The sequence below is a fragment of the Curvibacter gracilis ATCC BAA-807 genome (genome assembly GCF_000518645.1).
Classification (GTDB): Bacteria; Pseudomonadota; Gammaproteobacteria; order Burkholderiales; family Burkholderiaceae_C; genus Curvibacter; species Curvibacter gracilis.
Map to the genome: position 1 here is coordinate 93615 of NZ_JADZ01000018.1, position 23092 is coordinate 116706.

Sequence of the window (23092 nt, forward strand, 5' to 3'; positions counted from 1 at the left end):
GATTCTCAACAGACCGAAAAGTTTTGAAAGCGAATTTTTGTCTATAAATAGCAATTTATGTAGCTGATGAGGATCGCCACCCGAACCGGTGAGCTTGACCGCTGGCCCCGCCTGAATCCAGACTTGACACCCCGGCAGGCTGAGGTACCCCCAATGTGACCGCCGCCTGCCGGCCCTTGATTGGAATCTCGATGTTGAAAATTCTCGCAGCCGCCCTGACAAGCCCCCTGCTCACCGCTGCTGGCTTATGGCTCGCCGTCACCAGCGCCCACGCGGGCCCTGACCTGGTCGGCGACGTCAGCACCGCTTTCAAGCTGATCGGCCCCAACCACAAGATCGTGGTCGAGGCCTATGACGACCCCCTGGTCGAGGGCGTGACCTGTTTCGTGTCGCGCGCCCGCACGGGGGGGCTGTCGGGGGCCTTTGGCCTGGCCGAGGACAAGGCCGAGGCCTCGATTGCCTGCCGTCAGGTGGGCCCCATCAGCTTCAAGAAGCCCTTGCCGCGTGAAGACGAGGTGTTCTCGGAGCGCATGTCCATCCTGTTCAAGCGGCTGCGCGTGGTGCGCATGGTGGACACCAAACGCAACACCCTGGTCTACCTGACGTACTCGGATCGGCTGGTCGAAGGCTCGCCCCAGAACAGCGTGACTGCGGTGCCGGTGGATCGGGCCCAGGCCATTCCGCTGAAGTAAGCCCTCAGCTCTCGCCCACGTTGCGGCGCCTGCGCGCCGGCACCAGGCGCAGCATCTCTTCGCGCAGCAGGGCCACCATCTCGGTGGCGGCGGGGCTCAAGGCCCGGCCCCGGCGCGTGACCAGGCCGATGGGGCGGCGGATGTCGGGCCGGCACAGGCGCCGCTTCACCACCCCGGGCAAGGGCGCCACGGCGGCAGCCCACTCGGGCAGCGCGGCCACGCCCAGGCCGGCGGCCACCATGGCCTGGATGGTGGCCAGATGCTCCACCTCGTAACGCGGCGCAAAGCGCAGGCGGTGCTCCAGCAAGGCCGCGTCGGCGTACTGGCGTACGCTGGTGGGTTGGGGCATGGAGATGTGCACCAGGTCCGCCACCTCGGCCCAGCCCAGGGCCTGCCGTCCTTTGGCCAGAGCGTGCTGGGCCGGCAGCAAGAGCACAAAGCCGTCTGAGGCCAGGGGCTGGTCGTCGAGATCGGCATAGGCCGGGTTGGCGGCCGTCAGCGCAAAGTCGACCTCGCCGCGGCGCACCAGGTCAAACGCAGGGCCCGACAAGGTGTCGATCACCGACAGGCGAATGCCCGGGTGCTGGGCGGCCAGCCGGGCCATGGCGGCGGGCACCACGGTGGCGGCCAGCGAGGGCAAGGCCGCCAGCGTGACCTGCCCCACCTGCAACTCGGCCACGCTGCGCACCGCCCGCACGGCCTCGTCGGTCTGGGCACGCAAGACCTGCACCTGCTCAAAGAACACCTGGCCGGCCAGGGTGAGCTGCACGCTGCGCGTGGTGCGGTCGAACAGGCGCGTGCCCAAGGATTCTTCCAGCCGGGTCAGCACCCCCGACACCGCCGACTGCGACAGGTGCACCTGATCGGCCGTGCGCCGAAAGCTCAGGGTTTGCCCCAGGGCGAGAAAGACATCGAGCTCACGAGTGGACCAATTGATCTGCATGGCCGATCAGTTTATTGAAAAAATCGTCTGGACGGTGCAATGCCCCCTCCCTAGACTGCGCAGACTTTCTCAATCCCTCTGAGCGCCTCCCGGGCCCTGACACCATGAACACCGACCTGCTTTTACCCGCCCACCCCCGCCACACCCATGCCGTGGTCGTCGGCGCCGGCACCATGGGGGCCGATGTCGCCACCGTGCTGGCCCGGGGGGGCTGCCGCGTCACCGTGAGTGACCCTAACCCCGCCCAGCGGCAAGCCATGGCCCAGCGTGTGCTGCAAGGCCTGCAGCCCCTGGGGCTGGCGCAACGCGCCGAGCGCGTGCAGGCGGTGGCCAGCCTGCAGGAGGTGGACTGGCATGACGTGGTGCTGGTCATCGAATGCATTCCCGAAAAGCTGGACCTCAAGCAGGCCCTGTTCGCCGAACTGGTGCAGCGCGCCCCGGCGCACACGGTGCTGACCAGCAACAGCTCGAGCTTTCCGATCAGCGCCATCGCGGCAGGCCTGCCGACCGCCGAGCGCATGCTGGGCCTGCACTTCTTCATGCCGGCCCACCTGGTGCCTCTGGTCGAAGTGGTGCATGGCCCCGCCACCGACGAGGCGCAGGCCAGCCGCCTGTGCCAGTTCATGCGCGGCTGCGGCAGCGTGCCGGTGCGGGTGCGCAAGGACAAACCAGGCTTTCTGGCCAACCGCCTGCAGCACGCCTTGGCGCGCGAGGCCTTTGCCATGATCGACGAGGGCGTGGCCACGCCGGAAGACGTGGATGCCGCGGTGCGCTTCGGCTTCGGTTTCCGCTACCTGGCCGCAGGCCCGGTGCTGCAGCGCGACCACGCCGGGCTGGACGTGCATTGCGCCGCCGCCGCCACCATGTACCCCTCGCTGGCCGCCAACACCGAGCCCGCCCAGGTGCTGCGCGAGCAGGTGGCCGCCGGCCGCCTGGGCATGAAGACCGGCGCCGGCTTTTTCGAGTGGCCCGAGGAGCGCCGGCTGGCCGAACGCCAGCGCTACGACGCCTTGCTGCAACAAGGTCTGGCCCTGCTGGCGTCCGAATTGCCGCCCATCGACCGCGACTGAACCCGCCCCCCAACACAGCGCCCTCACGGCCCCCATCGGAGAACCCCATGCCCAGCACCCCGCTGATCATCACCTCGGCCCCCAACGGCGCCTACAAACTGCACAGCGACCACCCCGCCGTGCCGCTGACCCCTTCAGCCCTGGCCCTCACGGCACGCCAATGCCTGGACGCGGGTGCGGCCATGCTGCACCTGCACATCCGCGACGCCCAGGGCCACCACAGCCTGGATGTGGAAGGCTACCGTGATGCGCTGAGCGCGGTGCGGGCCGCCGTGGGCGACCAGATGGTGCTGCAAGTGACCAGCGAAGCCGCCCGCGTCTACCACGCCCCGGCGCAGATCGCCATGGTGCGTGAGTTGCGCCCCGAGGCCGTGTCGGTGGGCCTGCGCGAGGTCGATCAAGCCGAGATCGGTGAGCCGGGCCTGGCCGACTTCTTCGGCTGGCTGGCCCGCGAGCGGGTGATGACTCAGGTGATCCTGTACGACAGCGCTGACCTGGCGCGCTGGCAATCACTGCGCGAACGCGGCGTGGTGCCCGAGGCCCCCTGGTTCCTGCTGTTTGTGCTGGGGCGCTACACCGCGGGGCAGACCTCCAGCCCGCTGGACCTGGTGCCCTTTGTGCACGCCCACACCGGGCCCGAGCCCTGGGCGGTGTGCGCCTTTGGCGCCACCGAACACGCCTGCGTGACCGCTGCTGCCGCCCTGGGCGGGCATGTGCGGGTGGGCTTCGAAAACAACCTGCAGCTCAAGGATGGCAGCCGGGCCCCGAACAACGCAGCCTTGGTGGCCCAGGCGGCCGAAGCCGCTGCCAGCCTGGGCCGTCCCCTGGCCACGGCACGCCACATCCGCGAGCGCTTTGCCGGCTGAAGCGCCAGGCCCGAAAAAACACAACAGGAGACCACACCATGCAACGCCGCCCCTTCACCCGCACCCTGGCCACGCTGGCCCTGAGCTCGCTCGCCGCCCTGGGCACCCTGTGCAGCCCACTGGCCCAGGCCGAAGAGACCTGGCCCAGCAAATCGATCCGCTTTGTGGTGCCCTACCCGCCGGGCGGCCCCACCGACCTGATGGCACGCCTGCTGCAGGGCGAAATGCAGACCCGCCTGGGCGTGTCGGTGATCGTCGACAACAAGAGCGGCGCGGGCGGCAACCTGGGCAGCGCCGAGGTGGCCAAGCAGGCGCCCGCCGACGGCTACACCCTGCTGTTGGCGGCCAGCGGCCCCATGGCGGTCAACCCGACGCTGTACCGCAACATGCCCTTCAACCCGCTGACCGACCTGGCGCCGGTGATCCAGTTGTCGGCCTTTCCGCTGGTGCTCGAGGTCAACCCCAAGACGGGCATCAAATCGGTCAAGGAGTTGATTGCCGCGCTCAAGAGCAAACGCGCCGCCGAACTGGCCTTTGCCTCGGCCGGCAATGGCACGCCTCAGCACCTGGCGGGCGAGTTGTTCAACACCCAGATCGACACCAAGATGCCGCACATCCCCTACCGCGGTGCGGGCCCGGCCTTGAACGACCTGCTGGGCGGCCAGGTGAACGTGATGTTCGACATCCTGGGCAGCTCGCTGCCCTACATCCAGTCGGGCAAGCTCACCGCACTGGCCGTCACCACCGCCAAACGCGTGCCCACCCTGCCCGATGTGCCCACCATGGCCGAAGCCGGTCTGCCGGGCTACGAGATGACCGGCTGGCACGGTGTGGCCGTGCGCGCCGGCACGCCCCCGGCCGTGATCGACAAGCTCAACAGCACCTTGAACGCCATCTTCAGCCAGCCCGAATTCCGCAAGAAGTGGGAGGCCATCGGCACGCCCGTGGTGGCGGGCAGCGCGGCGCAGTTTGGCGAGCTGATCAAAAAGGACTCGGTGCGCCTGGGCAAGCTGGTGAAGGACTCGGGGGCGACGGTGGATTGAGGGCCCGCCCCATGAAAAAGCCCCGGGGCCTGCGCGCCGGGGCGGGTCTGTGAAGACCGGCTTCAGAGCTTGAAAGCCACCACCTCTTGGCGCTGCTCGCCCAGGCCGCTGATGCCCAGGGTCATGACATCGCCCTTTTTCAGGAACACCGGTGCCGGCTGGCCGTCCTTCTTGATGCCCATGCCCACGCCCGGCGGGGTGCCGGTGGTGATGATGTCGCCCGGCTCCAGGGTCACGAACTGGCTCAGGTAGCTGATGATCTTGGCCACGCTGAAGATCATGGTCTTGGTGCTGCCGCTTTGCATGCGCTGGCCGTTCAGGTCCAGCCACAGGTCCAGGCGCTGCGGGTTGGGCACTTCATCGCGCGTCACCAACCAGGGGCCGACCGGGCCGAAGGTGTCGCAGCCCTTGCCCTTGTCCCAGGTGCCACCGCGCTCGATCTGGAATTCACGCTCACTCACGTCGTTGACCAGCACATAGCCAGCCACGTGGTTCAAGGCCTCTTTTTGCGACACATGCCGTGCCTGCTTGCCGATCACCACGCCCAGCTCTACCTCCCAATCGGTCTTCTTGGAGCCCTTGGGCAGCATCACCGGATCGTTGGGGCCTTGCAGACAGCTGATGGCCTTGGTGAACACCACCGGCTCCTTGGGCACCGGCAGACCGGCCTCGGCAGCGTGGTCGGCGTAGTTCAAGCCGATGGCGATGAACTTGCGCACGCCGGCCACCGGAGTGCCGAAGCGAGGCTTGCCGCGCACCAGCGGCAGCTTGTCGACCTTGACCTTGGCCAGCTTGGCCAAGGCGGCATCGCTGAGCTGCTCTGGACCCAAGTCCTTGAGCACGCCGCTCAGGTCGCGCAACTTGCCTTCGGCGTCGATCAGGCCGGGTTTTTCCTTGCCGGGGTTGCCGTAGCGTACGAGTTTCATGGTGTCCTTTCAAAAATTGCCCGCACCGTCAACACGACGGTCCGGCGCCATTATCGATAACGATCACAGCCGGGCCGGGCGGCATCGATCCAAACAGCGCCAAGCCAGGCGGTAGACTTCCATGCCAAACCAACTGAAAACTTGCCCAGCACCCGTCAGGTGCGTCACCACCTCGCCTCTGCACCATGAGTTCTGTACACCACAACGCAACCACTCTGCTGCTGTCTGCATTGACATTCCTGGCTGGAATCCCCAGCGCAGCCCAGGCGCAAGCGGGGTGTCCCAGCGCCAACGAAGCCGTCAAGGTAACCTTGTCCAACCCATCGTTCAGCGAGAACGTGGACGGCGGCATCAAAGGCTGGAAAGCCATCGAACACCGGGTCAGGGGCAACTACGCCTTTGAACTCGACACCAAGATCTTTCACTCCGCCCCTAGCAGCGCTCAGATCCGTCAGGTGAGTCCGGAAGACTATGGGGTCTTGAAGCAGGAAACCTTGATCCCGGCCTGCTGGAAGGGCAAGTTGGCCAAGCTGTCGGGTTACCTGCGCACGGACAAGGCTATGGGCGGCGGCGGCGCACTGGTGCTGCATGTCACGGACGGAAGCAACATCCTGAAGTGGAACCACATGAGCGATGACCGTGTGAAGGGCACCCAGGACTGGAAGCGCTACACCATCGAACTCCGGATCCCGGACAACGGCTACATGCTTGAAACGGCGGTGATGCTGGAAGACGACGGCGCCTTATGGGTTGACGACCTGAACCTTGAAATCACGCCTTGAGACTCTCCCTTTGGCAGGGCGGGAGGGTCTTCAAGCCAGCAGCAACTCCATGGCGCCCTCCAACTGCTCCGACGGCAGCCGTTTGAAGCCCGTGCGCGCGTAACGCTGCAAGCGCCCCTGGATGAAGGCCGTCAACACCGCGGCCTGGGCCTGCGAGCGCACCGAGGGCTTGGCCGAACCAGTGGCCTCGGCCTGCGGACGCAGGCATTGGCGAAACGTCAACTCCAAGCGCTCAAAAAACTGGTTCATGCGCTGCTGCAGGCGTTCGTGCTCCAGCACCAGCGCATCACCGCACATCACGCGCACCATGCCCGGGTTTTTCTCTGCAAACTGCACCAGCAGGTAGATCACCCGCGTGGCCTGGCGGCGACCCAGCGTGGCAGGGTCGGGGTTGGCAGCGGCTTCGCGCTCGATCATCTGCTTGGACAGCGAAAACACGGTCTGCTCGATGAAGTCGATCAGACCTTCGAACATCTGCGCCTTGCTCGCAAAGTGACGGTACAGTGCCGCCTCGCTGACCCCGATGCGGGCCGCCAGCGCGGCGGTGGTGATGCGCTCGGCGCCGGGTTGCTCCAGCATGCTGGCCAGGGTCTGCAGGATCTGCACACGGCGCTCACCCGGGCGGGGCCGCTTGCGGGCCGCAGGGGCCTCGGCCTCGCTGCCGACCGGATGGGCATCGGTTTCAGGTGCGGCGGGGAGTTCGTGCGGTTCAGACATCGGCATGGAAGATCGGCTCGGACGATTCTCGCACACCGGCCCTTCGCATCGCCTAGGCAGTCTGCTCCGGCAGCACCAGTCTGACCAGCAATCCGCACTGCCCCGGGCCACTCAACAACTCCAGGCTGCTGTGGTGCACGCGGGCAATTTCATGGGCGATGGCCAGGCCCAGCCCACTGCCCTCGCCCTGGGTGCCGGGCACGCGGTAAAAACGCTCGGTGACCCGGTTGCGTTCGGCCGGCGCAATGCCGGGCCCATCGTCTTCCACGGCCAGATAAGGCAACGACGAATCGCCCACCACCAACAGGCCGCAGCGGATGGTCACACTGCCACCGCGCGGGGTGTAGCGGATGGCGTTGTCGACCAAGTTGCCCAGCAACTCGCGCAGCAGCCACTCATGCCCGGTGGTGTGGGCTGGCTGGGCAGCCAGGCCCAGGTCCAGGCCGCGTGCGGTGGCGGCATCGAGATGGGCCTCCAGCAGCGACTCGCACAAGGCCAGCAGGTCCACCCGCTGCATGGGCTGCGCCTCCATGGCACGCGCATCGGCACGCGACAGTGCCAGCAACTGGTTGGCGAGCTGGGAGGTGCGCCGTGTGGCCTGGCGCAGCTTGTCGAGTTGCTCGGCATTCAGGGTGATGCTGGCCGGCGCCGTGTCCGCCCCCGACACGCCCAGGCGCAGCCGCTGCCGGGTCTGCAGCACCTGGGCCCAGGCCTCGACCTGCGCCTGCAGGCCGGCCAATGGGGTGCGCAGCTGATGCGCGGCGTCGGCAATGAAGCGGCGCTGGCTGGCCGACTGCGCGTTCACCAGATCAAACAGCCGGTTGAGCGAGGCCACCAGCGGTCGCACCTCGGCCGGCGAGGCCTCCACATCGATGGCGCTCAGGTCTTGCGGCGAACGCTTGCTGACGGCCTCGGTCAGCTCCGTCAGGGGGCGCAGCGCCCGGCCCACGGCCCAACTCACGGCCAGCGCCGCTGCCACCATCAGCACGCCATTGGGCAGCAGCACACGCAGCAAGGTGCTGAGCCACTGCTGGCGGGGGTCCGAGCCATCGGCCAATTGCACGATCAGGTCGCCGGCCCGGGTGTGCACCCGCTGCGAGACGATGCGGTAGGTGACGCCTTCGTACTCGGTGCTGTGGAACTCGGGCTCGGCCGTGGCCACGGTGGCACCGGGCAACCACAGGTCACCGTGCAGCAGGTGGCCTTCTAGGTCGTTGACGCTGTAGCCGGCCAGCCCGGCGCGGCCCTTGAGAAAATCCTCCACCGGGGGTGCCAGCAGCAGCACGGGCGGGTCACCGGCCTGCACGCCCGGCGCCAGCACCGAATCGGCCAGCAGGGGCACATAGCGCAGCAGTTGCCGATCGTGCTGCACGGCGGCGCTGTCGGCAGAGCGGTAGTCCACCCAGACGTTGACCAGGCCCAACACAAACAGCGGCCCCAGCAGCAACACCAGCAGCCGGTTGCGCAAGCCCGAGGCCATGGGGCTCAGCCTTCCTGCTGCTCAAGCCGGTAGCCGAAGCCCCGGATCGAGCGCAGCGCCAGGCCATGCGGCTCGAGCTTGCTGCGCAGGCGCGAGATGTAGACCTCGACCGCATTGGGCGTGATCTCTTTGTCCCAGCCGGTCAAGGCGGCCAGCAGCTTGTCTTTGCTGGCGGGCTTGGGGGCGTTGATGAGCAGGTACTCCATCACCGTCCACTCTCGCGGCCCCAGGTCGATCACCTGCTGGCGGGTTTGGCCGTCGACCACGGCACGCACGGTGGCGCGGCGGCTGGCGGTGTCCATTTCAAGCGGGCCAAAGCTCAGCACGGCCGAAGTCGCGGCCTGCGAGCGGCGCAGCAGTGCGCGCAGGCGGGCCAGCAACTCGGGCAGCTCAAAGGGCTTGACCATGTAGTCGTCGGCGCCCAAGTCCAGCCCCTGCACGCGGTCTTGCAAGGCGTCGCGGGCGGTCAGGATCAGCACGGGCATGGTGCGGCTGGCCACATCCGACAGGCGCAGGCGCCGCGTCAGGTCCAGCCCGCTCATGCCGGGCAGGCCGATGTCGATGATGGCGGCATCGAAGGTCTCGGCGCGCAGCACCTCTTCGGCGCGTTCACCGCTGCCCACCCAGTCGACGGCATAGCCGGCGTCCGTCAGGCCCAGCTTGATGCCGCTGGCCACCATCACATCGTCTTCGACCAGCAGCAGCCTCATGGCAATGCCATCCTCAACAGCGTGAAACCGGCGCCGCTCAATGCGAGCGGATCATGGTGCCGTAAGCCTGATCGGTCAGGATTTCGAGCAGCATGGCGTGCGGCACACGGCCGTCGATGATGTGCACCGCGTTGACGCCGCTCTTGGCCGCATCCAGGGCCCCGGCGATCTTGGGCAGCATGCCGCCCGAGATGGTGCCGTCGGCAAACAGCTCATCGATGCGCTTGGCCGTCAGGTCGGTCAACAGCTGGCCGGCTTTGTCGAGCACGCCCGGGGTGTTGGTCAGCAGCACCAGCTTCTCGGCCTTGAGCACCGTGGCCAGCTTGCTGGCCACCACGTCGGCATTGATGTTGTAGCTTTCGTTGTCCTCACCAAAGCCGATCGGGCTGATGACGGGGATGAAGGCATCGTCCTGCAGGGCCTTGACCACGCTGGGGTCGATCGAGACGATGTCGCCCACCTGGCCCACGTCGTACTCTTTGCTCGGGTCGTGGTTGTCGACCATCTTGAGTTTCTGTGCGCGGATCATGCCGCCATCACGCCCGGTCAGGCCCACGGCCTTGCCGCCGGCCTGGTTGATCAGGCCCACGATGTCTTGCTGCACTTCGCCGGCCAGCACCCATTCGACCACTTCCATGGTCTCGGCATCGGTCACGCGCATGCCCTGCACAAACTCACCCTTCTTGCCCAGGCGGTTCAGGGCCGTCTCGATCTGCGGGCCGCCGCCGTGCACCACCACCGGGTTCATGCCGACCAGCTTGAGCAGCACCACGTCTTCAGCAAAGTCGGCCTGCAGGGCCGGATCGGTCATGGCGTTGCCGCCATACTTGATGACCAGCGTCTTGCCGTGGAACTTGCGGATGTAGGGCAGCGCCTGGGCCAGGATCTCGGCCTTGTCGCGCGGGGCAATGGATTGGAGTTCGGTCATGGTCTGAACTGGAAGTGTGGAGGTTGGGCCCAACAGGCCTCAACGGGGTGGCGAAAACAAGGCCAGTCGGTGCCGATGCACCCTGACAAGCCGGAATTGTGCCGCAAGCGACACGACTCCAGCATGTCAGCAACGCCGATAATGGCGGCCTTGCGCCTGCGGGCGCCTTGCAGACCCATTTCAGCCCAGCCCATGGAACTCTTCAATCAGGCCATTTCACTTCATCAACAGGGGCGCCTGCCCGAGGCCCGCCAGCGCTACGAGCAATGGCGCCGAATGAATCCTGCCGACATCAATGCCTTGCAACTGCTGTCAGTGTGCCTGGCCCAGATGGGTGAACTGCCCCAGGCCCTGCAGATGCTCGACCAGGCGATTGCCCTGGCCCCCCAGCAGCCCGCCTTTCACAACAACCGCGCGAACATGCTGCGCCTGCTGGGACGCCTGCCGGAAGCGCTGCAAAGCTGCACCCGGGCCATTCAGCTCAAACCCGACTACGCCGAGGCCTACAACAACCGGGGCAATGTGCAGCAAGACCTCAAGTTGACCGATCTGGCCTTGAAGGACTATGCCGAAGCCATCCGCCTGAATCCGAACTATGCCGAGGCTCTGTACAACAGGGCCGTGGCGCTGCAAAGCGTGCAAAAGCACGCCGAGGCCATCGAGGGGCTGAACAAGGTGTTGGCCCTGGCGCCGGGGCAGCCTCAAGCCTTGGCAAGGCTGGCGGTGTCTTACAGCCATTTGCGCGAGTACGAGCAAGCCAAGCTTGCCATCGAACCAGCTTTGCAAGCCCAGCCAGAGAACACTGAATTTCTGCTGATTGCCGCCACGCTGGCCGTGGACTGGGCCCGGTACGACGAGGCCATCCAACATTGTGAAAAGCTGCTGGCACGCGAGCCCGGCAATGCGGCAGGGCTAGCCAAGCTGGCTTTTGCACACCATGTCAAAAAGCACCCTGTCAAGGCCCGGCTGTTTGCGGACAAGGCCCTGGTCGCCGACCCAGCCAATACCGAGGCATTGCTCGTCCAGGGGCACCTGGTCGCCAGTGAGAGCCTCTACGAAGAGGCCTTGGTGTACTACCAAAAGGCCGTCGAAAAAACGCCCACCTCAGGCCCTGCACACCTGTACGCGGGCCAGATGCTGGGTCAGCTCAAGCGATTTGACGAAGGCCTGCGCATGCTGGAAAAGGCCCGCGAACTGGAACCCGAGCAAAGCGGCGTCCTGGAATCGCTGGTCGACATCAAGCTGTCGAGCGCCCAGTGGCAAGGCTTGGACGCCCTGATCACCGACCTGAAGAAAGCGGTGCTGTCCGAGCACATTCAAAACCAGCCCCTGACCCTGGCCAAGGTGCTCAATGACCCGATGCTGCTCAAGCAAGGGGCCGAAAAAGTCGGCCAGGGGCTGGCACTCACCGACCAGGTCAAGCCCAAGTTTGCCCGCCGCGACCCGCGCCGCCAGAAAATCCGCATCGCCTACATATCGGCCGATTTCGGTGAGCACCCAGTGGCCTTGCTGTTGCTCGAAACCCTGACCCGGCACGATCGGGACCGCTTCGAACTGTATGCTTTCTCGCTGGGCCCCCTGCACGATGACCAGATGAACCGGCGGATCACCGAATGCTTTGACCGCTTTTTGAATGTGCACGAGTCTTCGGACGCGGATGTGGCCGACATGGCGCGCCAGTTGGGCGTTGATATCGCCATCGATCTGACCGGCTACACCGCCCAAAGCCGCCCCGGCATCTTCTCCAACCGGGCCGCCCCCGTGCAAGTCAACTACCTGGGCTTTCCAGGCACGCTGGGCGCCCCCTACATGGATTACATGATTGCCGACCCGGTGGTGATCCCAGACGAACTGCGTGGCGCCTACACCGAACAGATCGCCTACATGCCCGACCAGTTCATGCCCAATGACACACGCCGGCCTGTCAGTGCGCCCGCCAGCCGGGCCAGCCAGCAGTTGCCGGCGTCGGGCTTTGTGTTCTGCGGCTTCAACAACCTCAACAAGCTGACCCCGGAGGTCTTTGACAGCTGGATGCGCATCTTGCTGGCGGTGCCCGATTCGGTGCTGTGGCTGCAGGCCGGGGGCGTGGTACAGAAAGCCCTGCGTGAGCACGCCGAATCACGTGGAGTGGCCGGCGACCGTTTGGTGTTTGCCGGGCGGGTCCCCAGCCAGGCCGATCACCTGGCCCGCTATGCGCTGGCCGACCTGTTCCTGGATACCACCCCTTACAACGCGCACGCCACAGCCATGGATGCCCTGTGGGCCGGGCTGCCGGTGTTGACCTGCATGGGCCAGACTTTTGCCAGCCGAGTGGCCGGCAGCCTGGTGAGCGCCGCGGGACTGCCCGAGCTAGCATGCACTGAACGCAGCGAATTTGAACGCCTGGCCATCGAAATCGCCACCACGCCAGGCCGTGCCCAAGCGCTCAAGCAGAAACTGGCCGACGGGCGCGCCCAAGCGCCGCTCTATGACAACGCTCTGTTCACCCGAAACCTGGAAGCCTTGTACGAGCAGATGTACCAACGTCATCTGCAAAGTCTGCCACCTGCCGTGTTGACGCTTGGGACGTCCAGCCGCTGAATTGACCTTGAGAAGATGCCCCTGTGCTGGGGCATCTACTTGATCTGACAGGCCTTCAGCGCTTGGATCAGTGCTTCAGCCAGTGGGGAATCTTGAAACGAACAATCGCCAGGTAAGCCAAGACATACAGAATGGCGAAAAGCGCACAGCACAGCATCAGCGCCAGTGTCGACTTCCAGAACAACACGGCGGGAAGCACCGTCAATGCAGAAAAGCCCCAAAGGTAAGGAGATGTGCGATTGTTTCGGATCAACAAATGGCGCACTCGCCCATCGTGAAACACCCCTTTGACCAGGCGGCGAAAAATCAATTGGTGAAAATGCAGGGCGTCTGCCAAGCCCGGCGAATGCCCTCTGGCCGCTTTTCGATAGATCGAGAACAGGGTCTCCCACACCGGGTACATCAAGAGCAACACCGGGAACCAAGGTGAGACCTGGGGGTTGCGCTGCACCAGCATGATGGCCCCAAGCGCAATCACCCCGCCCCAGAGGTAAGCCCCCGCATCACCTGCGAACAACTGCCCGCGGGGATAGTTCCAGAACAAAAAGCCCGCCGTGGCGCCCACCAGCGCCATCATCAAGGCGGCCACGGCCCGGTCACCCACCTGCAAGGCCACATGGGCCAAAGCCAATGCGATCAAGGTCACGACCACCCCGGCCAAGCCGTTGTACCCGAAGAAATGTAGCCATCAATGATGTTGAAGGCATGCGGTAGCCCCGTGATCGCCAAGACGGCCAAGCCGATGCCCAGCCAAGCGAGCCATCAATGATGTTGAAGGCATGCGGTAGCCCCGTGATCGCCAAGACGGCCAAGCCGATGCCCAGCCAAGGCCCCTGAATCCGTGAGCCCAGGCGCACGCATGCTCGGGTTGGTCTGTTTTGTTGGGTCGTGCCCGTTCAACCGACGATCCAGCCAAGGCCAGGCCTGCAGCCAAGCATCCAGGCCCCCAATGCCCATGCGATTGATCGACAAATCCAACGCCCAGCAGGCCAGGCCGCCGCTCATGAGCGTGGCCAGCATGCGCCGACGCACCGAGACCCGCTGGGTCAGGTCTTCAAGCAAGCCCACCACCATCGCAGGAACCAGAGCCAACGTTGCCAGCAACACGGTTTTCAAAGGCAGGTGCAGATTGAGCTGCAACAACCAGCCATCCAAGCCTGCCCCCACCAGCCAGGCCAGAACCAACGCCACAACCAGCGCCACGCCACCGAGACGTGACACCTCGCCTTCATGAAAGCGCTGAGGCTTGTCATGGCTGTAGGCCCCAGCCGGCATGCGCAGCACCAGCCAGCCCCCGACGAACACGGCCAGCAGAAAGGCAATCGAGGTCAGCACCACCATGCGCGCTCAACCTCCATGCCGTCGCTGGCCCACGGGATCAGATCTAACTCGGTCGAGGGGGTCAAATGCGCCTCAGGCCTGCGGCGCAGCGTCGACGCCACGCAGACGTGCCTGCTCGCGCTCAGCGGCCTGCAGACGACCCAACTGCTCGCGGGAGAAGAACTGGGCATACGCCACCAAGGCTGCGCCTTCCGCATGCAGGGTGGCCAGGGCCTTGGGCGACAGGGCGGCAAAGCGCACGTCATCCAGGCGGTACAAGCCTTCCACCGGCTGGATCTGCCCGTTGTGGGTGGAGGTCAGCTCCCAAGGCACCAGCAGTTTGGCGGCCACCAAGGCATCGATGGCGCGCCAGGTTTGCGTGCGGCTGGTGTTGAAATCGACCAGGAAGTTCATGGCACGCTGGGTCTGTGGGCTGGGTTGGCCCGACGCATCGAAGAAAGGCATGCCCTCATCGGCGCCCACGATGTGATCACCTTCATCGGTGGTGGACAGCACCAGGGTATCGGTGCCCTGCGGGCGGGCCAACGCGAATGGATAGCCGCGCATCGAGGCCGGAATGTACTGGCCCAGCCATTGACCCTGCGGACCCACCAGCAAATTGGTGTTGGGGATCAGCGAGGTGACGGCCATCAATTGCCAACGGCCACCAAACTCCACGAATGCCAGCGGCATGTGCGCAGCCGCCTTGGACAATTCGGCGGCCACCACCGGAATGAGGTTCAAGCCTGCGGCATAAAGATAGTTGCCCGGGTGCTTCCAGTATTTGCCCGCAAATGCTTCGGGGGTGACGGCTTTCAGTGCCTGCATGAATGACCTTTGATCGAATTGAATGGGCGGCCCGGGCCAGCACCAGTGATTGGACAAAGCACGATTCTAAATCGGAGGGGCGCGCTCCCTTTACCAACACCCCCGTGTCTGCCCCAAGAGGGCGAGATAATTCACGCATGCAAAGTGCCTCCACCCCACTCCACGTCTACCAACGCGACCTGAGCCTTGACGCCTCACATTCCCTGGGACGGTTGGCACAGTGGATTGCCCCGGGATCTCGCGTGCTGGACCTGGGCTGTGGTGCGGGGGCCCTGGGCCATTTGCTGCGCCAGCGTGGGACGGATCGCATTGACGGCATCACCTACAACCCCGCGGAGGCTGAGGCAGCACGCCAGTGGTACCAACAGGTGGCCGTGGCCGACCTGGACCAGTGCGAGCTGGCCACCCTGCTGGGCGAGCAACGATACGACGTGATTGTTTGTGCCGATGTCCTGGAGCACCTGCGCTCGCCCGAACGCCTGCTGGCCCAATGTCGCCAACACTTGGCGCCAGGCGGTCAGCTGTTGGCCTCGATCCCGAATGCAGGCCATGCGGGCCTGATTGGCGAACTGATGGGCGGGCGACTTGAGTACCGCGACGAAGGCCTGCTGGACCGAACCCACCTGCGATTCTTCACCCGCCGGAGCTGGCTCGGCTTTTTGGCCGATCAAGGCTGGGGCGCCACGCGGTTGGAGGGCATTCAACGGGATGTGCCTCAGACCGAATTCGAGGTGGCTTTCGACCTGTTGCCGCCGGCAGTGTCGCACTACCTGTGCACCTTGCCTGATGCACTGACCTACCAATTCATCACGGCCTGCGTGCCGGATGCCCCGCATTCGCCCACCTTGCAGGCACCCGTTGCGCCCCTGCCGCCCAGCTTCGGCACCACGCTCTACTGGGACCTGGGTCAAGGCTTCCAGGAAGCCCAAAAGCTGCAAGTCAGTGGCGTCATCGGACAAGACTTTCAGACCCTGCGCTACCCCCTGCCCTCCAAGCTGGGACTGTGCGGGCTGCGGCTGGACCCCGCAGACCGACCCGGTTTCATGCGCTGGCACCGGCTGGAACTGCTGGATGCCACAGGTCTGCGCATTTGGGAGGCCGACTTCCGACAACTCGGCACCGCCGCACTGGCCGACTGCGCCCTGCATCAGATCAGCCTGGCCCCAGCGGTGGATGCACAGTCCGGGGTGCTGTCGGTGCTGGAGGGCTCAGACCCCTGGCTGGAACTGCCCCGCGCACTCCCTTGGCAGGCCCTGGCTGGTGGAACACTGCAAGCCAGCCTGGGCTGGCCTGCCTCCACCGACTACCTGGCCCTGCTGGAGCACTTGCGGCAAATTCAGCCCAGCGAGCAAGAACTGGCCCGCCTGCGCGACGCTTGGTCGACCGACCAGACCCACACGCAGCAGCTTGAACAGCAACTGCAAGCCATGGAACGAGAGTGGCGACACGAACATGGGCAGGCCGTAGCGCGGCACGAGCGGCTGCAAGCCCTGCAAGCCGAGCACGAGCAGACCCTGCAGGCCTTGCAACAAAGCCAGGAGGCCCTGCGGCAAAGCCACGCGGCACGGCAAGCCGCCCAAGCCCACCCCTTGCACCGACTGCTCAGGCTCGCCAGGCGCAGCCTGCGGCCCGCAGCAGCTCAGCAAGCCACCCCGTCGCCCGTGGCGGCCCCATCGGTGCCGTCCCTCGCCGCCACCCCGGACCCAGCCGCGGTGACCGCTGCAACGCCCGAACCCTCCGCCCGGCCCGCCTCGACGGCCATAGCGCCCTTGATGCCGGCCTCGATCGCCCCGCCCTTGGCCCCCACGGTGGACATCATCGTGCCGGTGTACCGCGGCCTGAACGACACGAAGCAATGCCTTGAATCGGTTCTGGCCCACCATCAGCACACGCCCACCCGCCTGATCGTGATCAATGACTGCAGCCCTGAGCCCGAGTTGAGCGACTGGTTGCGCCAATGGGCCGCGACCCACTCCGAGGTGATGCTGCTGGAGAACGAAAGCAACCTGGGCTTTGTGGCCACCGTCAATCGCGGCATGGCGCTGAGCGAGGCCCACGACGTGCTGCTGCTCAACAGCGACACCGAGGTGGCCAACGACTGGCTGGACCGGATGCGCCGTGCGGCCTACAGCGCCCCCCGAGTGTCTTCAGTGACCCCGTTTTCAAACAACGCCACGATTTGCAGCTACCCCCGTTTTTGCGAAGCCAATGAGCTGCCCGAAGGGTTGGATACGGCGTCGCTCGACCAGATGCTGGCGCGGCATCTGCCCGGGCAGACGGTGGACATCCCGACGGCCATCGGGTTTTGCATGTACATCCGGCGTGATTGCCTGCAGGTGGTGGGCCTGTTCGATGTAGAGCACTTTGGCAAGGGCTACGGCGAAGAAAACGATTTTTGCTGCCGCGCCAGCGCCGCAGGCTGGCGCCATCTGCATGCTCTGGACACCTTTGTGCTGCACCGCGGCGGCGTGAGCTTTGGCGACAGCAAAAACGAACGTGAACGGGCCGCCATGCGCACCCTGCGCCGTCTGCACCCCGGCTATGAGGCCGAGGTTCAACGCTTTGTGCAGGCCGACCCGGCCCGCCCGGCCCGCCAGCAGATCGACCTGCTGCGCCTGCAGGCCACCGGCCGACCCAAGGTGCTGGCCGTGAGCCACAACGCCGCCGGTGGCACCCTGCAGCACATCCGCGAACTGGCACAACAGCTGGGCCAGAGAGCCGACTTTCTGCTGTTGCGGCCTTACGAAGGCGGCGTGCTGAAGCTGAGTTGTGTGGACCCGCGTGAGGGCTACCTGGAGAGCTTTCAGTTGCCCGACGAGGCCCCGGCCTTGCGAGCACGCCTGCAACAACTGGGCGTGGTGCTGGTGCACTACCACCACCTGCTGGACCACGGCAGCGAGGTGCTGAACCTGCCTCGCGACCTGGGTGTGCCTGCCGATTTCACCGCACACGACTTCTACACCCTGTGCCCCCAGGTGTCGCTGGTAGACGTGAACGGGCGCTACTGCGGGGAGCAAGGGCCCAGCCAATGTGCCGCCTGCCTGCAAGAGCGCCCGGCCCCCGACCACAAGACCATCGAGGTGTGGCGCCGCGACCATCGCGCCATCTTGCAGCGCATGCGCCATGTGTTGGCCCCCAGCATCGACACGGCCCGCCGCATGCACAGCTTCGTGCCCCAGGCCGAACTGCGCCTGGCCCCACACCCTGACCTGCCTGCGGGGCAGGCTTTGCCCAACCCGAACCCCCAGGCGCTGCCCGCGGGCGCACGGCTCAAGGTGGCGGTGATTGGCGCGTTGAACGTGCTCAAAGGCGCAGACCTGCTGGAGCAAACCGCGCTGTTGGCGGCCCGCCAGGGTATTCCCGTCGACTTTCACCTGCTGGGGCACGCTTACCGAGACCTCAGCACCCAACCTCGCGCGCACCTGACGGTTCATGGACGCTACCAGAACGATGAACTGCCCGCATTGCTGAATTGGCTGCACCCGGATGTGGTGTGGTTTCCGGTGCAGGCACCCGAGACTTACAGCTACACCCTCAGCGCCTGCCTGCAGGCGGGCCTGCCCATCGTGGCACCCGATCTGGGGGCTTTCCCGGCTCGGCTCGCAGGTCGCCCCTGGACGTGGGTTCTGCCTTGGAACACGGATGCCGCGGGCTGGCTGGCGGTTTTTCAGACACTCATGGCGCAGCATTTCAGCTCGGGGCAAGCGCCTGCATTACCGAACCTGAAACCAGGGCACTTCGAAGCTTTGCGCGTGCCCGCGTTTGATTATCAGAACGAGTATCTGCCTCGCGCCACCACAGCTGGAAATGACACCTGAATCAAGGGCCAGATAGGCCGACCTGATACCCAGACGAACCGCCCTCAGGCCGCTTAAAACGGCGATGCATCCACTTTGCGAGTAAATCGCTCTCGCAGATCGGCCACGGGGCCTTCAAACAGGTGGTAGACCAACGCCGAGATCAGCAGCACGCTGATCAGCCATCCGATCACGGCGGCGGCCAAGGCCCACGCGGTGACAGGCCCTTGCGCCTTCAGTACATGCAGGTACACGAACATCATCGGGAAATGGCTCAGGTAGATCGAGTAGGCGTACATGCTGAGCCGCCCCGTGAAGGCCGCCAAGCGTGGCTTGGCACTGAAGGATTGCGTCAGCCAGGGCATGACCAGAAACGTACCGGCGGCCATGCAGGCGATGGCGGCCACGTTCCAGACCCGGCCCATGAGGGGGCTGACGGGCTGCAGCAAATCGCACACGCCATACAGGCCCAAGCCCATCAGCGCCACTCCTGCCAGGGCCTTGGCGCCTTCGCGTGAGCGCCACCAAGGCTTGAACCACTTGTTCATCACTGCAGCCAACACACCCCAGCCTGTGGCATCGAGGTGATAGATCGTCACTCGGCGAATATCAGCGTCCCAGCCAAAGAACTCGACCGAAGGCGCGTGCATTGCCCGCAACAAGGTGGGCCCCACGATCAAGAACAGCGACACCAGCATGAAGCGCGTTTGATTGCGCTTGACCCCCAGGCTGGCCACCAGGCCCAGCAGCAAGGGCATGCTGAAGTAGAACCATTCGTCCAGTGCCAGCGACCACGACTCGCCAAAGAAATGCGGGGTTGTTTCTGTCCACGCCAGGTTTTGCGAAAAAACCAGAAACTTCCAATCAAAAACCCCTTCCATCCAGCCCCAGGAGACCAAAAGCAGATTCAGGATCAAAAACAGGTAGTAATTCGGCACGGTTCGAAACCACCGACGCAGCCAGAAATCCCGGGCACAAGCCGCCCAGGGCCGCCCCGATTCAAAACTGCGAATCATCATGGCGCCAATCAAATAGCCGCTGAGCAGAAACAGCCATTCGATCGACAACACAGCGCTGGCACTGAATCGAGCGAGCCAACCCTGAAACGGCAAAATGCCCTGGCTGAAGACAAACCCGATCAGGCCATGGTTGCACAAGACGATCACAATGCTCAGACTGCGCAGGCAATCCAGCCCCAGGCTGCGGTTGGCGGGAGGAGGATGGGCGGGGTTGGTGGAAGGTGAAGACATCAGCAAGGGTGGTTGCGAATTACAGACCGGGGGCTAACTTTAAGCGCGTCCGACCCGAACTCTCGGCACATCAGCGCTCAGTGTGCTCAAACCGGCGCCTGATCGGGGACAGGTGCAAACACCCGCTCGGCCTCACCCCAAAAATGCCACAGGGTGGGTTGCTCTCGCACCAGACGATCCATGTGCAGAAAAACCTCGGGCATCAAAGCCGGCAAATCGTTGCTGGGCTCCAGCCGGTGAATGCGCAAGTGCCTGTGGCCCGTGCGCAGGTCGATCCCCATGCTGAACACCGTCACTGGCACCTGCCGCTCAGTCGCCACACGGAGCAAGCCACTGGGCATGGCAATGGATTGCCCCAGAAACTCGACCACGCGTGTGGAGCGCACTGAATCCGAAGGCACATCCATCACCGCCATGATCTGCTCGCGCGCAGTCAGAGCAGACTGAATGGGTTCTTTGGAGTGCAAAGGGTCGATGGTGGCATGCCCCCCTTCACGCGCCACGCCCGCTGTGCGGGCCCGCGCGTAGCGCAGCAACACGGGATGATCCGCAAAATGATCGGGGTTGAAACGCGCCAACATCATGTGGGGTTGCAGCCCCTGGGCTCGAGCATGGCGCAAGGCCCACATGCCCGCTCCCCAGTGAAAGGTGCACAACAGGCCGGGTTGCCCTGGTTCAGGCCAGGCCCCGTCCACCGTCACATGGCGGCGCAGCCAGGCCGAGCGCCGAGTGGCGCACAGGTAGAAGTCGGCATGGTCGACCAGGCGCACCAGGCGCAGATCACGCGCCCAGCGGGATGCGTCGGAAGGCAACATCCAGCCCCGCTGCCGGGCCTGCTCCAGGCCTCGGCGCACGGGCATGCGGTAGAGCAGGTCAAAGCCTGCAATCCACCGGAACAGGCGAAAACACAGGGGCCAGGGCAAGACCACCGCCAACGCGGGGATGCAAACCAACTCCAGCGCATCGCGCAATTGAATGCGCCCCCAATGGCGCCAGCGCTGCAGCCATACCCCCATGTCCGGCCCTATTCCCAACGGTGAGGCAGGCGAACCAGCCCCGGCAGCTTGCTGGCGTACACCACCCGAAAGTAGGCATGGTGCAGCCATTCGTCGTACACCACCAACCCGGCGTGATCAAACAGGTAGGCACTGACCACGTACTCGCCCGAGTACAGCGGCAGATCGGTGAAACGCAGCTGGACTTGCCAGCAGCCATTCCCCAATGAGCGCGGCACAACGCCATCGGTGTGGGTGGCCACCACGGTGATGCCGGCCCCCTTGGCTTGCTCCAGCATGATGCCGATCTGCGGTTGCTCCTGGTCGGCCACGCGCACGGTGACCGTGACCAGCAGATCTTGCTGGATCAACAGCGGTGGGTCGCCCTCGCCCAGGCCGCCGAGTTCAAGTTTCAGAATGCGCGCCCGCGTGCCTTCGATCAAAGCAGGCAGGTCGGAGGAGGCGTCATCGGTGGCGCCTGGGCTGGCGGGTGCGGCGGCATGGCTGGCGGCCATCTGCTGAGCCACGGGTACCACCTCGGTACCCCGTGCGGTCTGGGTGACGGTGGGCGGCAGTTCTGCCTCGTAGGCACTCAACACCGCCTCGGTTTCGCCAAAGGCACGCACGCGCCCGCCCTCCAGCCAGATGGCCCGATTGCAGATGCTGCGCACGTGGTACATACTGTGCGAGCAAAACAGGATCGTGCAGCCGTTTTGTCGGAAAGTATCAATGCGTTCGATGCATTTTTTCTGAAAATGCTGATCACCCACGGCCAAGGCCTCGTCAATGATCAGCACATCGGGCTCGATCGCGGTGACCAAGGCAAAAGCCAGGCGCACCACCATGCCTGAGGAGTACGATTTGACGGGCCGGTCAATTGCATCGCCCAGCTCGGAAAACTCGATGATGCTGGGGGCCAATTGATGGATCTCTGCATCCGACAAGCCAGTCAGGCGACCACCAAAGAACAGGTTGTCGCGGCCCGTGAAGTCGGGGTGAAAACCCGCGCCCAACTCCAGAATGGCCGTGACGCGGCCACGACGCTCCAACACACCCAGGGTGGGCTGCAAGGTCCCGGCCACCAATTTGAGCAACGAGCTTTTGCCCGCGCCATTGTTGCCCACCACGCCCAGGCATTGGCCACGGTAGAGCTCAAAGTTCACATCCTGCAGCACGCGCTGAATGCGGTAACCAGCGCCATTCCAAAACAGGGAGCGCAGGCGTGCACCCGGTGAGTCGTACAGGCGATACTCTTTGCTGAGTTGCTGTACACGCAACACAGGCTGATCGGTGTTTTTTGACTTGTTCATCACAGCCAATCCACCAAATGGTCGCGGCTGCGACCCAGCACCAGTGAAAGCAAGCTGCCACAGCCCAGCACCCACATCAGCATCACGCCCCAGTGGGCGACCGGCGGCCATTGCCCCGTCAGAAACACGCTTTGGTAAGCCAAGACAAATGGTGTGATGGGGTTGATCCACAGAGCCCAGCGTCCAGCTTCCGGAAACTGCGACAACGGAAACAAAATGGGCGAAATAAAGACCCCTAACGACAATAAAAAGCCAACCACTTGCACCGTGTCGCGCAAAGCCGCCGCCAATATGGCCAGCAGATAAGCCATGAACAAGGCGAGTAATGTTTGCAGCAACATCAATACCGGAAGGGCCAACAGGGCCGCCTGGTAGTGGTGATGTGCTCCATACAAGGGAATCAATGCCAAGATGAGTGGGCCATAAACCACCGAGCTGGCCAAGACCGATCTCACCGGAAACAACACGGGAGGTAATGCATTTTTTTGCAAAAGCCCCCCAGCATCAACCAAGCTGGTCATGCCGCGGTTGATGAATTCGCAAAAAGCCATCCAGGGCAAGGATCCAACGATCAAGAAGGTGCCCACAGCCCGCACCGGCGCCTGTTCGCCCAAACGCATGGCAAAAACGATGTCAAACACCAGGTAATACACAGCCACAGTCAGCAAGGGCTGGATGTAAGACCACATTGCGCCAGCAGCCGTCCCAGCATGACGGGCCGAGATCTCACGCCGCACAAGCGTGCGCAGCAAAGAGCGGTTTCGCCACAATTGGCGCGCATCGTCTAGCAGGGCCTCCACGGCAGCCTTTCTTGTTTCATTGTTAAACACCATGATCAAAAAACCCGAGGTCGCA

18 protein-coding genes and 1 pseudogene are annotated in these 23092 nt (G+C 64.6%); 7 read left to right on the plus strand and 12 right to left on the minus strand.

The annotated features are described in order from the left end of the window. Window positions 1-191 precede the first annotated feature (191 nt). Complete coding sequence (locus tag L880_RS0116080) at window positions 192-692, plus strand: CreA family protein (RefSeq protein WP_043329646.1); 501 nt, start codon at window positions 192-194, stop codon at window positions 690-692. Between the two features lie 4 nt (window positions 693-696). Here the strand turns inward: L880_RS0116080 and L880_RS0116085 are convergent, their stop codons facing one another. Beyond that, on the minus strand, window positions 697-1635 hold the full coding sequence (locus tag L880_RS0116085) for a LysR family transcriptional regulator (RefSeq protein ID WP_019575909.1): 939 nt from the start codon (window positions 1633-1635) through the stop codon (window positions 697-699). A gap of 104 nt (window positions 1636-1739) precedes the next feature. Here L880_RS0116085 and L880_RS0116090 point away from each other — a divergent pair, with 104 nt between their 5' ends. From L880_RS0116090 to L880_RS0116100, 3 genes are read left to right on the plus strand one after another with little or no spacing between them, the layout of a single operon-like run. Further along, complete coding sequence (locus L880_RS0116090; RefSeq protein WP_027476545.1) at window positions 1740-2705, plus strand: 3-hydroxyacyl-CoA dehydrogenase family protein; 966 nt, start codon at window positions 1740-1742, stop codon at window positions 2703-2705. Window positions 2706-2752: 47 nt separating this feature from the next. Next, on the plus strand, window positions 2753-3571 hold the full coding sequence (locus L880_RS0116095; protein ID WP_027476546.1) for a beta-keto acid cleavage family enzyme: 819 nt from the start codon (window positions 2753-2755) through the stop codon (window positions 3569-3571). 38 nt (window positions 3572-3609) lie between these two features. After that, complete coding sequence (locus L880_RS0116100) at window positions 3610-4614, plus strand: Bug family tripartite tricarboxylate transporter substrate binding protein (RefSeq protein ID WP_027476547.1); 1005 nt, start codon at window positions 3610-3612, stop codon at window positions 4612-4614. Between the two features lie 62 nt (window positions 4615-4676). Here L880_RS0116100 and L880_RS0116105 read toward each other — a convergent pair whose 3' ends face one another. Continuing rightward, window positions 4677-5540, minus strand: a complete 864-nt coding sequence (locus L880_RS0116105; RefSeq protein ID WP_027476548.1) for a fumarylacetoacetate hydrolase family protein — start codon at window positions 5538-5540, stop codon at window positions 4677-4679. Window positions 5541-5725: 185 nt separating this feature from the next. On the opposite strand from L880_RS0116105, the gene L880_RS0116110 reads away from it, so the two are divergent. Next, on the plus strand, window positions 5726-6322 hold the full coding sequence (locus L880_RS0116110; protein ID WP_157462921.1) for a hypothetical protein: 597 nt from the start codon (window positions 5726-5728) through the stop codon (window positions 6320-6322). Between the two features lie 30 nt (window positions 6323-6352). Here L880_RS0116110 and slmA read toward each other — a convergent pair whose 3' ends face one another. Genes slmA through argB form a run of 4 tightly spaced genes read right to left on the minus strand, consistent with a single transcriptional unit; the run spans window position 6353 to window position 10157 of the window. Continuing rightward, window positions 6353-7039: a nucleoid occlusion factor SlmA gene (slmA, locus tag L880_RS0116115; protein ID WP_027476550.1), complete on the minus strand. Its 687-nt coding sequence runs from the start codon at window positions 7037-7039 to the stop codon at window positions 6353-6355. Window positions 7040-7091: 52 nt separating this feature from the next. Then, window positions 7092-8519, minus strand: coding sequence for a sensor histidine kinase (locus tag L880_RS0116120; protein WP_027476551.1), 1428 nt, complete (start codon window positions 8517-8519; stop codon window positions 7092-7094). A gap of 5 nt (window positions 8520-8524) precedes the next feature. After that, window positions 8525-9229 (minus strand): response regulator transcription factor, encoded by a 705-nt coding sequence (locus tag L880_RS0116125; protein WP_027476552.1) that lies wholly within the window; start codon window positions 9227-9229, stop codon window positions 8525-8527. Between the two features lie 37 nt (window positions 9230-9266). Further along, on the minus strand, window positions 9267-10157 hold the full coding sequence (argB, locus tag L880_RS0116130; RefSeq protein ID WP_027476553.1) for an acetylglutamate kinase: 891 nt from the start codon (window positions 10155-10157) through the stop codon (window positions 9267-9269). 192 nt (window positions 10158-10349) lie between these two features. Between argB and L880_RS34445 the strand changes: the two genes are divergently transcribed. Next, window positions 10350-12737: a tetratricopeptide repeat protein gene (locus tag L880_RS34445; protein WP_027476554.1), complete on the plus strand. Its 2388-nt coding sequence runs from the start codon at window positions 10350-10352 to the stop codon at window positions 12735-12737. Between the two features lie 67 nt (window positions 12738-12804). Here the strand turns inward: L880_RS34445 and L880_RS35675 are convergent. Both L880_RS35675 and L880_RS0116145 read right to left on the minus strand, forming a co-directional pair. Then, window positions 12805-14012: pseudogene (locus L880_RS35675) on the minus strand (glycosyltransferase family 4 protein). Between the two features lie 138 nt (window positions 14013-14150). After that, entirely contained in the window at window positions 14151-14885 is a 735-nt protein-coding gene (locus tag L880_RS0116145; protein ID WP_027476555.1) for a SapC family protein, read from the minus strand. 137 nt (window positions 14886-15022) lie between these two features. On the opposite strand from L880_RS0116145, the gene L880_RS32560 reads away from it, so the two are divergent. Continuing rightward, the gene (locus L880_RS32560) at window positions 15023-18703 is read left to right on the plus strand and encodes a methyltransferase domain-containing protein (RefSeq protein WP_245615188.1); all 3681 of its coding nucleotides are present in this window, start codon (window positions 15023-15025) and stop codon (window positions 18701-18703) included. A gap of 53 nt (window positions 18704-18756) precedes the next feature. On the opposite strand, the gene L880_RS0116155 is transcribed toward L880_RS32560, so the two are convergent. The 4 genes from L880_RS0116155 to L880_RS0116170 form a co-directional block, all read right to left on the minus strand. After that, on the minus strand, window positions 18757-19932 hold the full coding sequence (locus tag L880_RS0116155) for an acyltransferase family protein (RefSeq protein WP_157462923.1): 1176 nt from the start codon (window positions 19930-19932) through the stop codon (window positions 18757-18759). A gap of 86 nt (window positions 19933-20018) precedes the next feature. Further along, entirely contained in the window at window positions 20019-20948 is a 930-nt protein-coding gene (locus tag L880_RS0116160; protein ID WP_051443356.1) for a hypothetical protein, read from the minus strand. Window positions 20949-20956: 8 nt separating this feature from the next. Beyond that, the gene (locus L880_RS0116165; RefSeq protein ID WP_027476558.1) at window positions 20957-22237 is read right to left on the minus strand and encodes an ABC transporter ATP-binding protein; all 1281 of its coding nucleotides are present in this window, start codon (window positions 22235-22237) and stop codon (window positions 20957-20959) included. After that, entirely contained in the window at window positions 22237-23070 is an 834-nt protein-coding gene (locus L880_RS0116170; protein WP_211245328.1) for an ABC transporter permease, read from the minus strand. The genes L880_RS0116165 and L880_RS0116170 overlap by 1 nt, the downstream gene beginning before the upstream one ends. Window positions 23071-23092 lie beyond the last annotated feature (22 nt).